We start from the raw sequence: 10,857 nt of genomic DNA on the forward strand, positions 1-10,857 counted from the left end.
CTCGCCGCGATCGTCGGCATCGACGGCAAGGCGTTCGCGGGGCGGGTCGCCGCGGCGGGCCCGAAAGCCTTCGTCGACGCCATCACGCTGCGCGTCTCCGATCCTGCACTGGCGGACAACATCGACCGGATCGACGCGATCAAGGGAGCGCTGCGCGTGCCGGCCATGCAGGTGCTCGCGCCGACCCGGACCTGGGCAGCGCCGATCCTCGGCCGCGTCGCCGAGGCGACGGCAGAGCAGATCGAGAAGTCGGCCGGCGCCCTCGAGGTCGGCGACATGGTGGGCCAGAGCGGCCTCCAGCTCCGCTACGACGAGCAGCTCCGGGGTCAGGCCGGGATCGCGGTGCATGCGGTCAAGCACGGCGCCGACGGCTCGGTCATCGACAAGCGGGAGCTCTTCGCCCAGCCGTCGCGGGAGGCCGAGCCGCTCCAGCTGACCCTGGACGAGCGGGCACAGACCGCCGCCGAGGCCGCGCTCGCCGACCAGACGAAGCACCCGACGGCGCTCGTCGTCGTCAAGGCCTCGACGGGCGAGGTGCTCGCCGCAGCGGTCGGACCCGGTGCCGACGGTGCTCCCCTGGCCCTGGCGGGCAAGGAGGCGCCCGGCTCGACGTTCAAGATCGCCAGCACGCTGGCGCTCGTCCGCAAGGGCGCGACGGCAGACACGACGCTGCCGTGCACGGACACGCTCACGGTCAACGGCCGCGTCTTCGGGAACTACAGCAAGTACCCGTCGTCGCAGCTCGGCGACATCCCGCTCGAGCAGGCCCTGGCGTACTCGTGCAACACCGCTTTCATCAGCCAGCACGAGAAGGTCGCCCAGGACGACCTGACCCGGGCAGCCGAGTCGCTGGGGATGGGCGAGGACCTCGATCTGCCGTTCACCGGCTTCCTCGGATCAGTGCCGGCCACGGACGACGCCGTCGAGCATGCCGCGTCGTTCATCGGCCAGGGTCGGGTCGAGGCCTCGCCGCTGACCATGGCACTCGTCGTCGCATCCGTCATGAAGGGCGAGACTGTCCGGCCTCGGCTCATCGCCTCCGCCGAGCCGCTCTCTGCGCCGGCGACCCCGCTCCAGCCTGAGGAGGCGGAGGTGCTGCGCCAGACGCTGCGCGCCGTCGTCACGGAGGGGAGCGGCAGGGTGCTCCAGTCCGTCGGTGTCGAGTACGCCAAGACGGGCACGGCCGAGTTCGGGACGACGAACCCGCCCAAGACGCACGCCTGGATGGTGGCGGGCGTCGGCGACCTCGCCATCGCCGCCTACAACGAGGAGGGCCCGAGCGGATCGACGGATGCCGCGCCGTTCATCGTCGACTTCCTCAAGGCGTACCACCCTGAGTGACTCGGGGGTTTGCGAGAAATTCACCGTAGCGTTGCAATCCACCACGCGACTTGTCGCGCGCTTTGCCCCGCGATGGACCATAGTTGTCGACATGGGGAGGACGCGTCTCGCGGCCGCGATGGCGGCGCTTGTGGTCGCGCTCGGTGGCTGCGCTGCCGGCGCGCCCGCCAACAACGGGACCCCGACCCCGATCGACTCACGGCAGCCCACCCGCACCTTCGCCGGAGGTGCCATCGGAGATGCGACCGACCCCATCATCGGCCCCGTCTTCCCCCTCACGCTCCGTCGCACGGGGGGCGTCGCCGGCTATGACGACACGGTCATCCTCAAGGCCGACGGCATGGTGCTGGTCAACACCCGGACGATCCACGACCGCGAGTGCCGGCTGAGCGGCGCCCAGCAGAAGCACCTGCTCTCCCTGCTCAGCACGCTGCGGCTCGTCGATGCCACGCCCGCCCCCACAGCAGGTACCCCTGGGGGAACGGTCGACGGGTCGGCCCCCGGTGGCGACGACGAGACGCCCAACGACGCCATCGTCATCGACATCACCGACCACAAGCTGCGGCCGCTCGACCTGAGTGACCCATCGCTCGGTGAGGTGGCGGGCCTGGTCGGAGCCCTCATGGCCGACGTGACACTGTCCACCCCGGCCGCTACCGAGTGCACGACCCCGACCGGTACGGTCGCCAACTGACCGCGGTGGCACGCCGCCACCTTCGCGCCCCGGTCCTCGTCTGGCGGCCAGAACGAGCCCGACCTCGCCCGGTCGGGACCCCGGTCCTCAACTGGCGGCCAGAACGAGCTCGACCCCGCCCGGTCAGGACCCCGGTCCTCAGCTGGCGGCGGGACGTCACGACTCGTCGGCGCGGCGCCGGGCCGCCTCGAGCTCGGCTGGTGTGTCGACGTCGACCGCGACGTCAGCCACGTCCGGGACCTCGATCCTCGGCACCTGCCCCAGGAGACGCCGGACGCTGACCCCCGCGGGCCCACCCACCGCCGCCAGTCGCAACCGGAGCAGCGCGGACGGCCACGCACTGCAGAGCCAGTTCGGGCCGGAGGAGGACCTCGTGACCGCCACCCGGTCGTCCACCGCGGACACCAGGGCCTCGAGGTGCTCGCGCGTCAGGAGCGGGAGGTCGCCAGCCAGCACGACGACGACGTCGGGTGCGCTGGGACCGAGCTCAGCGGCATACGGCCCAGTGGTGAGGCAGGCAAACCCGGCGGCGATCCCGGCAACGGGTCCCCCACCCGGCGGATCCTCCGAGACGACGCGGGTGCCTGGGGGCACCCCCTCGGCGCTGCCGACGACGACGACCGGCCAACCGGCGACTGCATCGAGCACCCGCTCGATGATGGGTCGGCCGCCGACGACGAGGGCCGGCTTGTGCCGACCCATCCGGGACGAGGCGCCGCCGGTCAGGACGATCGCAGCGGCTCGGGGCGAGGATGGCGGCACGCTCGGAGTCTGGCACGCTTGGGGTATGGGTCGTGTCACGCAGCGGACCAAGGTCACCGTCGTCGACCTGTCGGCGGACCGCGCGGCGGTCCGCACGCGCGCCGACACCGTCATCGTCGAGGAACCGCTCGAGCTGCGGGTCAACGGCACCCCGCTCACCGTGACGATGCGGACCCCGGGCAGCGACATCGAGCTCGTGCACGGCTTCCTCCTGTCGGAAGGCATCATCCGCGACGTCTCGGACGTGACGCTGGCGCGCTACTGCGAGGGCGCCGTCGTCTCGGGCGAGAGCGGCTTCGAGGAGAACACGTACAACGTCATCGACGTCACGCTGGCGCCCGGCGTCGCGCCTCCGTCCGAGGAGATGGCGCGCAACTTCTTCACGTCGTCGTCCTGTGGGGTGTGTGGCAAGGCCTCGATCGACCAGCTGCGGGCGCGGACCAGCTGGCCGGTGCGCGACGACGCGACGCAGTGGCCGGCCGCGCTCATCGCGGCGCTGCCGGACAAGCTCCGCGCCGAGCAGCGCTCGTTCGAGAAGACCGGGGGGCTGCATGCTGCCGGCCTCTACGGACCGGGCGGCGAGGTGCTCGTGGTGCGCGAGGACGTCGGCCGCCACAACGCGGTCGACAAGGTGCTCGGCTGGGCGCTGCTGGCGGGACGGCTGCCGGCATCGGGCTGCGTGCTGATGGTGTCAGGGCGCGCCTCGTTCGAGCTGACGCAGAAGGCGCTCATGGCCGGAGTGCCCTGTCTCGCCGCGGTGTCCGCGCCCTCGTCGCTCGCCGTGGAGACGGCCGCCGATGCGGGGATGACGCTCGCGGGCTTCGTCCGCGGCACGACGCTCAATGTCTACTCGCGACCTGACCGCGTGGTGACCGGCTGACTACGCTCGGCGCATGGGCATCTTCGCGATCCACTACACCTATCCAGCGGACATGACGGAGGCGTTCAAGATCCGCGCCGAGCACCGCGAATGGCTGACCGGGCTGCCGGGACTGCGCGTCGCGGGGATGTACCACGAGGCTCACGACGAGTTCTCCGAGGGTGAGGAGACGTTCGAGGATCCACCGAACGGCGCCCTCATCGTCGTCGAGGCGGACTCCTTGTCCGACGTGGTGGAGGCGTTCGACGAGGACCCGTACTGGCTGGGCGGGCACGTGCTGCGCCGGGTCGTGCGCGAATGGAACCCGCCCCTCGGCCCGTGGGTGGCCGACGCCAGCCGGGGCAACGCCTGAGTCGCGTCTGATTCAGAGTGGGTGCACGACGACGTCGTCGCCGGCGACGAGCTGGTCGACCCCTTCGGGCACCTCGATGAGCGCGTTGGCCTGCGCCAGGCCGCAGAGCTGGCGACCGTCCGCCACGGTGACCGTGCCGTCGCCCGCGAGCACAGCCGAGAGGAACTGCACCTTCCCTGCCCGGGTGTGTCGGCTTCTTCCGACGTATGCCGCTGAGCTCGCTCCCCGGGTCGGCGCGCCGTGCCGCGCGTCCAAGGCCGGTCGCACGAGCATCTCGAAGGACACGAAGGCGCCGACCGGTGTCCCCGGCAGGCAGATGACCGGCGTGTCGCCCCACCGGCCGAGGCCCTGCGGCCCGCCCGGCTGCATCGCGAGGTGCACGAAGCTGAACGACTCGCGCGGCTCGCAGACCTGGCGGACGACCTCGTACGCGCCCGCGCTGACGCCACCGGTCGTGATGATGAGGTCGACGTCCGGCGCTGCCGAGAGCTCGTCGAGGAGGGCTGCCAGGAGGTCCGGCTCGTCAGTGCACGTCTCGACATGCGTCGGGACACAGCCGGCGGCCGTGGCGAGCGCCGCGACCATGTCCGAGTTGGACTCGTGGATCCCGCCGAGGCCCGGGTCCTCGCCGGGGACGGTGAGCTCGGCGCCCGTCGCAACAACTGCGACCCGGGTCGGCACGTGGACGATGGCGTCGATACAGCCGGCGGAGCGGGCGAGTGCGATGAGGGCTGGTGAGAGGAGGTCGCCCGCGTCGGCGACCGGCATCCCCGCGGCGATGTCCTCGGCGCGGCGCCTGATGTGCCGGTCCCGCTCGACCGCTGTGGTGAAGGTGACAGTCTGCGGGGCCGGACCGGTGCGCGCGGCGTCGGTCTGCTCGACAGGCACGACGCCCACGGTGCCGACGGGCAGACGAGCGCCCGTCATGACCCTCGCGGCCTGGCCCGGCTCGAGTCGGAAGCGCGCCGCGTCTCCGGCGGCGACATCTCCCACGACCGCAAAGGTCAGCTGTTCGGGGCTGACCGGCGCTGCTGCGTAGCCGTCCATCGCCGAGTTGTCGAATCGGGGCAGGTCGTCGACCGCAAGGAGCGGCACGGCGAGGCGCCGCCGGTGGGCGTGGCGATCCAGGGTGATCGTCTCCGTTGCCGCCTGCCCGATGACCACACGGAGGGCGATGCGGTGATCGGCGACGGACGGGTGAGCCACGGAGCCAGTCTGGCGCACGGCTGGGTGGTCGGTTGGGCTGGGGGCGAGCTCAGCGGCATACGGCATGGTTGTGCCCGTCGGCTCAACTCGCGGGCCGGCCGCCGAGGTGGAGGAGGCAGGCGCCGGGCTCGGCGAAGGCCTCAAGTTCCACGCCCTGCGCGTCGCCGCCGACGGCCTCGAGGACGCCTTCCACCAGGCCGAGGTGGACCCGGCAGACGACCTCGGGGTGGCGACGGGCCACGTCGAGCATCGGGCACTGGCGCAGGCGAACCACCGGAGGGCGGTCCTCGGGGTCGAAGCCCAGCGTGTCGAGCACCTCGACGACGGTCCGCTCGGGGTCCTGCTCGCGGTCCTGGTCTGCTGTGCGCGAACCGACGAGGCCGCGACCCCAGCCACGCCCCAGACGCGCCATGTCCCCTGCGACGTCGCCACCCTGTGCGGCAGCATGCTCGGCGAGAACCGTTGCGAGAGAAGCGTATTCACCTACCGATGAAGCACCTACACCGGGTCGCATCGCATAGCCCCAACCAGGGCGCCCGCGGCCGGCCGGAGCGAGGCGGGACCGCAGCGCCAGTCCGGCGTCGACGAGGCCGTCGAGGTGCTCACGGGCAGTGTTGACGTGGAGCCCGAGCAGCTGAGCGAGTGCGGCGATCGATCGTGGCTCCTCGTCGAGGGCCTCGAGGACGCGCCGGCGCTGTGCCGACAGCGAGGCCACCGCATCGGCCATGCCGGTGCGGGACGGCCTCGGACCCCAGCCCTCGTTCTTTTCCACGTTAATCACCATTTAAAATGTAGTTCGAGGTCGGGCCAACCGCCAAACCTCGGGTCATCCGGCCCAATGACAGCGCCTACCTTTCAAGGAGTATCCCGTGACCGAACTGCCTCTGACCGAAAAGACTCAGCATGCGTGTGGCTGTGGCTGCAGCGACGAGGGTGTGCCGACGCTCGACGTCACGGTCATCCCCCACGCGATCCGCCACGCGACGGTCTTCGGGGCCTTCAGCGCCATCCCCGCCGGCGGCGCCCTGAACCTCGTCGCCCCGCACAACCCGCTGCCGCTTCTCGCACAGCTGCAGCAGCAGTTCGGCGACATCGGCATCGAGTACCTTGTGGAAGGTCCGGAGGCCTGGACGCTGCGTCTCACGCGCTCGGCCTGACCTGACCCCGGTACGACCCCGAACCAACACGACGCGACGGAGGGTCCTGGCGATGTGCAGCTACTGCGGATGCCGATCGATCTCGCTGGTCGGGCGGTTCATGGACGAGCACGAGGACATCGTCAATGCCGCCGGGATCCTCCACCGCGCGTCAGACGGGACCGTTTCGCACGGCGTGCGCGAGTCGCTTGAGGAGGCCATCGCGCTGCTCCACCCGCACACGACCGCCGAGGAGCAGGGAATGTTCGCCGTGCTCCGGCGCAACCCCGACTTCACCGAGCACGTCGACATCCTCTGCGCGGAACACGCTGCGCTCGACGAGCTGGCGGAGCGGATTCGAGCGGGGGACACCGGGTTGATCGACCGCTTCGTCAGTGAGCTGCGCGACCACATCAACAAGGAGGAGAACGGCCTGTTCCCCGCCGCGGCCATCGAGATGGACGGCCCGGACTGGGAGGAGGCCATCACCCTCACGCCCGGCGGGGTCGCCCACCCCCACGGAGGGCCGGACCACGCCCACGCGGCTGACCACACGCACGACCCCGACCACGCCTACGGGGCGGATCATGACCACGCGGCCCACACCAACTGAGCTCGGGCTGACCCGGAGCGAGCGGCTCGACCGGCTGCCGTTCAACGGCCAGCACCGGAGACTGCTCGTCGGGTCGGGCATCGGCTGGGCCCTCGACGCGATGGACGTCGGGCTCATCTCGTTCGTCATGGCGGCGCTCGCACAGCAGTGGGCACTGACGCCCACCCAGCTCTCGTGGATCGGCTCGATCGGGTTCGTCGGCATGGCGATCGGCGCCTCACTCGGGGGCCTGCTCGCCGACCGGATCGGTCGCCGCAACGTCTTCGCCGTGACGTTGCTCATCTACGGCCTGGCGACGGGTGCCGCGGGGCTCTCGACCGGACTGGCCATGCTCATCGCCCTGCGCTTCGTGGTCGGTCTCGGCCTCGGCGCCGAGCTGCCCGTGGCGTCCACCCTCGTCAGTGAGTACGCACCGACGCGCATCCGCGGTCGGGTGGTCGTCATCCTCGAGGCCTTCTGGGCGGTCGGCTGGATCCTCGCCGCGCTCATCGGCTACTTCGTCGTGCCGGCCTCCGAAAACGGCTGGCGATGGGCCCTGTTCATCGGGATCGTGCCGGCGGCCTACGCGCTCTATGTGCGAGCACGGTTGCCCGAGTCGGTCCGCTTCCTCGAGAACAAGGGCCGAACCGCCGAGGCGGAGGAGGCGGTTCGTGCCTTCGAGTCCGCCTCTGGCATCGAACCCGTCGCGTCCCCCGCGGCCGATCCGGTGCCGCCGGCGCGGTGGACCGAGCTCTGGTCGGATGGCCTGCGTCGCAGAACCGTGGCCCTGTGGGCTGCATGGTTCGGCGTCAACTTCTCCTACTACGGCGCGTTCATCTGGATCCCGAGCCTGCTCGTCAGCCAAGGCTTCTCGCTGACCAAGTCGTTCGGCTTCACACTCATCATCACCATGGCGCAGCTTCCGGGTTATGCAGCCGCGGCGTTCCTCATCGAGGCCTGGGGTCGCCGCGCCACCCTCGCCACGTTCCTCGCCGGCTCCGCCATCTCGGCCTACGCCTTCGGGCAGGCCGGCAGCGAGGCCGCGATCATCGCCGCCGGCTGCGCGCTCTCCTTCTTCAACCTCGGCGCCTGGGGGGCGCTCTACGCCGTCACGCCGGAGGTCTATCCGACGTCGTTGCGCGGGACGGGAGCAGGCTCGGCCGCCGCGTTCGGGCGAATCGCCTCCATCCTTGCGCCCCTGTCGGTCCCGTGGCTGCTCGACCTGGGCGGCACCGGGCTCGTGTTCACCGTCTTCGGCGTGTCTTTCGCCCTCGCCGCCGCGGCGGCCCTCGCCCTCCCGGAGTGGCGGGGACGCGCACTCGCCGCCTGACCACACCCGATCGAGTGAACAAGATTCGGGTTCGCATCCCAGCGCAACCCTGACCACAAGGCCCGAATCTTGTTCACTCGATCGGACCTCGTAGGGTGGCGATGTGGCCGATCCTGGAACTGCTGATGTGCTCGTCGCCGATGGTCTGGTGCGCCGGTTCGGGGAGCTGACCGCGGTCGACGGGGTCTCCTTCCGGATCGGACGAGGCGAGACGTACGGCCTGCTCGGTCCCAACGGTGCCGGCAAGACGACGACGATCAACATGGTCGCCGGCCTCATCGCTGCCGACGAGGGCACCGTGACCATTGCCGGGGAACGGATGGACCCGTCCTCCGTGGCCCCGAAGCGGCACATCGGCCTCGTGCCGCAAGACCTCGCCATCTACCCCGAGCTCACCGCCCGCGAGAACCTCACGCTCTTCGGCCGCCTCCAGGGGATGACCGGCCCGGGGCTGCGCAAGCGGGTCGACGAGGTCATCGAGCTCATCGGCCTCACCGAGCGTGCCAAGGACCTGAGCAAGGAGTTCTCCGGCGGGATGAAGCGCCGGCTCAACATCGGCATCGGCCTGCTCCACCAGCCGACGCTGCTCATCCTCGACGAGCCGACCGTCGGGGTGGACCCCCAGTCGCGCAACCAGATCCTCGAGTCGGTGGAGCGGCTGTCCATCGAGGGCATGGCCGTCCTCTACACGACTCACTACATGGAGGAGGCCGAGCGGCTCTGCGACCGGGTCGGGATCATCGACTCGGGCAAGCTTCAGGCCGAGGGATCCCAGGACGAGCTGATCCGGCTGACCGAGGGTGCAGACCACATCCGGCTCGCCGGCAGCGGCGATACCAACGCGGCGGCGGACACCCTGCGGGCGTTGCCGGCCGTCCAGCAGGTCGTCGCGGACCGCCACTCCCTGCAGCTGACCGTGACCGATGCGCCGACGGCCGTTGCCGAGATCGTGACGAGCGCGACTGCTGCCGGGATGACCCTCGCCGACGTGGAGATCACCAGGCCGGACCTCGAGTCGGTCTTCCTCCATCTCACCGGCAAGGCGCTGCGGGACTGAGGGGGATCCGTGCGAGAACTCTGGACGATGACGCAGTACGACCTGCGTCAGCGCATCCGTGACAAGTCCCTCATCATCTTCTCGATCATCGTGCCGCTCGCGCTGATGTTCGTCCTCGACCTCGTCCTCGGCGACCTGACCAATCCCCAGCTCCAGCCGACGACCGTGGCGGCCTCCGTGCCGGCGGGTGACCAGCTCGGGGCAGCGCTCGTCGACGTCGTCCGGTCGCTCGATGGGGTCGAGGGCATGGACATCACTGTCCGGGATGCCGCAGCCGATGAGGTGCACGACCTCACCCGTGACGGTCGCGTGCAGATCGGTCTCATCGTGCCGGAGGGTTTCAGCACCGCGCTGCAGCAGGGCAAGGCAACGGACGTCACCGTGGTGTCGGGTGAGGGCACGGGCATCGAGCAGTCGATCGTCACCTCTGTCGTCGAGTCGACGGTCAACCGCTTCTCAGCCGGGGCGCTCGCAGCAGAGGCCGGCGCCCAATCGGGCCTCGCGCCAGCGGAGCTCGCGGCCATCGGGCAGGAGGTGGCCACCGCCGAGTCGACCATCACGCTTGCCCAGGGCACGGCCTCCAACGAGCAGCTCTCACCCACCGGGGCGCTCGTCGCGGGCCAGGCCGGGCTGTTCCTCCTGTTCACCGTCGGCTTCGGCGTCACCGCCCTGGTCGCCGAGCGGGAGCAGGGCACGCTGGCCCGGTTGAAGTCGATGCCGATGCCGTCGTGGACCATCGTCACCGCCAAGGCTCTGGTCAGCTTCATCCTCGGCGTCGTGGCGACGGCCATCCTGCTGACCTTGGGTGGCCGGCTGTTCAACGTCAACTTCGGCTCGCCCGTCGCGGTTGGTGTCCTCATCGTCGCGGCAGTGGTGGCCGCGACGTCTCTCATGTTCGTCATCGTGCGGGTGGCCCGGACGGCCGAGCAGGCCAACATCGCCCAGTCGATCATCGCCCTGGTCCTCGGCATCGCCGGTGGCGCCTTCTTCACGATCACTGCGAGCGGCTGGGTCGGCACGGTGATGGACCTCAACCCGGTCTCGGCCTTCATCCGCGGTCTCGGCATCACCTCGGGCGGCGGCGGTCTGGGAGACATCGGCACACCGTTGCTCATTCTGCTCGGCTTCACGGTCGTCGTGCTCGTCATCGCCCGGCTGATCCCCGACCGGGGGGCCGCCCAGTGAGGGCCGTGCTCACCATCACCGGCGCGGAGTTGCGTCGCTTCCTGCGCGACCGGTCCAACATCTTCTTCGTCTTCATCTTCCCGTTGCTGCTCGTCGTCGTCATCGGCGCGCAGTTCGGCAGCTCTGCCACCACTGGGCGGGTGAGCATCGCCGGGGAGGACGGGCCGCTCCGTCAGGCGATCGTCACCGAGCTGGAGGCCAGCAAGTCCACCGTGGCCTTCGGCGACTGGGACGACATCGTCGAGGAGGTCTCGAGGGGTCGCACGACGGTCGGCCTGCGCTTCCCCGACGGGTCCAACGCCGCCTTCGCGGCCGGCCAGCC

12 protein-coding genes and 1 pseudogene are annotated in these 10,857 nt (G+C 70.5%); 10 read left to right on the forward strand and 3 right to left on the reverse strand.

Going from position 1 to position 10,857, the window contains the following annotated elements:
* A partial coding sequence (locus VIR15_RS04760) for a penicillin-binding transpeptidase domain-containing protein (RefSeq protein WP_331926327.1) occupies positions 1-1,341 on the forward strand: 1,341 nt, incomplete at its 5' end.
* 91 nt (positions 1,342-1,432) lie between these two features.
* A complete protein-coding gene (locus VIR15_RS04765) occupies positions 1,433-2,035 on the forward strand; it encodes a hypothetical protein (protein ID WP_331926328.1) in 603 nt (200 codons plus the stop codon).
* A 156-nt stretch (positions 2,036-2,191) separates the two neighbouring features.
* Here VIR15_RS04765 and mobA read toward each other — a convergent pair whose 3' ends face one another.
* Positions 2,192-2,797, reverse strand: a complete 606-nt coding sequence (gene mobA / locus VIR15_RS04770; protein WP_331926329.1) for a molybdenum cofactor guanylyltransferase — start codon at positions 2,795-2,797, stop codon at positions 2,192-2,194.
* A gap of 25 nt (positions 2,798-2,822) precedes the next feature.
* On the opposite strand from mobA, the gene fdhD reads away from it, so the two are divergent.
* A complete protein-coding gene (gene fdhD, locus VIR15_RS04775; protein WP_331926330.1) occupies positions 2,823-3,677 on the forward strand; it encodes a formate dehydrogenase accessory sulfurtransferase FdhD in 855 nt (284 codons plus the stop codon).
* Between the two features lie 13 nt (positions 3,678-3,690).
* Positions 3,691-4,029, forward strand: a complete 339-nt coding sequence (locus VIR15_RS04780) for a YciI family protein (RefSeq protein WP_331926331.1) — start codon at positions 3,691-3,693, stop codon at positions 4,027-4,029.
* Positions 4,030-4,041: 12 nt separating this feature from the next.
* On the opposite strand, the gene VIR15_RS04785 is transcribed toward VIR15_RS04780, so the two are convergent.
* Together VIR15_RS04785 and VIR15_RS04790 are read right to left on the reverse strand one after the other, a co-directional pair.
* Positions 4,042-5,235, reverse strand: a complete 1,194-nt coding sequence (locus tag VIR15_RS04785; protein WP_331926332.1) for a molybdopterin molybdotransferase MoeA — start codon at positions 5,233-5,235, stop codon at positions 4,042-4,044.
* An 82-nt stretch (positions 5,236-5,317) separates the two neighbouring features.
* Positions 5,318-6,007 carry a helix-turn-helix transcriptional regulator gene (locus VIR15_RS04790; protein WP_331926333.1) on the reverse strand — a complete coding sequence of 230 codons (690 nt, stop codon included), beginning with the start codon at positions 6,005-6,007 and terminating at the stop codon, positions 5,318-5,320.
* 97 nt (positions 6,008-6,104) lie between these two features.
* Between VIR15_RS04790 and VIR15_RS04795 the strand changes: the two genes are divergently transcribed.
* From VIR15_RS04795 to VIR15_RS04820, 6 genes and pseudogenes are all read left to right on the forward strand, one after another.
* Complete coding sequence (locus VIR15_RS04795; RefSeq protein WP_331926334.1) at positions 6,105-6,392, forward strand: DUF2249 domain-containing protein; 288 nt, start codon at positions 6,105-6,107, stop codon at positions 6,390-6,392.
* A gap of 52 nt (positions 6,393-6,444) precedes the next feature.
* On the forward strand, positions 6,445-6,984 hold the full coding sequence (locus VIR15_RS04800; RefSeq protein ID WP_331926335.1) for a hemerythrin domain-containing protein: 540 nt from the start codon (positions 6,445-6,447) through the stop codon (positions 6,982-6,984).
* On the forward strand, positions 6,959-8,293 hold the full coding sequence (locus VIR15_RS04805) for an MFS transporter (protein ID WP_331926336.1): 1,335 nt from the start codon (positions 6,959-6,961) through the stop codon (positions 8,291-8,293). Before VIR15_RS04800 ends, VIR15_RS04805 begins: the two co-directional genes overlap by 26 nt.
* Before the next feature lie 103 nt (positions 8,294-8,396).
* Positions 8,397-9,350: an ABC transporter ATP-binding protein gene (locus VIR15_RS04810; protein ID WP_331926337.1), complete on the forward strand. Its 954-nt coding sequence runs from the start codon at positions 8,397-8,399 to the stop codon at positions 9,348-9,350.
* A 9-nt stretch (positions 9,351-9,359) separates the two neighbouring features.
* Complete coding sequence (locus tag VIR15_RS04815) at positions 9,360-10,535, forward strand: ABC transporter permease (protein WP_331926338.1); 1,176 nt, start codon at positions 9,360-9,362, stop codon at positions 10,533-10,535.
* Positions 10,536-10,540: 5 nt separating this feature from the next.
* Positions 10,541-10,857 (forward strand): annotated as a pseudogene (locus VIR15_RS04820) (ABC transporter permease); the annotation flags it as partial.

Source organism: Intrasporangium sp. (assembly GCF_036566125.1).
GTDB lineage: Bacteria > Actinomycetota > Actinomycetes > Actinomycetales > Dermatophilaceae > Intrasporangium.

Excerpts from the sequence above, each read along its gene's own strand:
- VIR15_RS04765 (WP_331926328.1), top strand. The coding sequence starts at position 1,433 with ATGGGGAGGACGCGTCTCGCGGCCGCGATGGCGGCGCTTGTGGTCGCG.
- fdhD (WP_331926330.1), top strand. The coding sequence starts at position 2,823 with ATGGGTCGTGTCACGCAGCGGACCAAGGTCACCGTCGTCGACCTGTCG.
- VIR15_RS04780 (WP_331926331.1), top strand. The coding sequence starts at position 3,691 with ATGGGCATCTTCGCGATCCACTACACCTATCCAGCGGACATGACGGAG.
- VIR15_RS04800 (WP_331926335.1), top strand. The coding sequence starts at position 6,445 with ATGTGCAGCTACTGCGGATGCCGATCGATCTCGCTGGTCGGGCGGTTC.
- VIR15_RS04805 (WP_331926336.1), top strand. The coding sequence starts at position 6,959 with ATGACCACGCGGCCCACACCAACTGAGCTCGGGCTGACCCGGAGCGAG.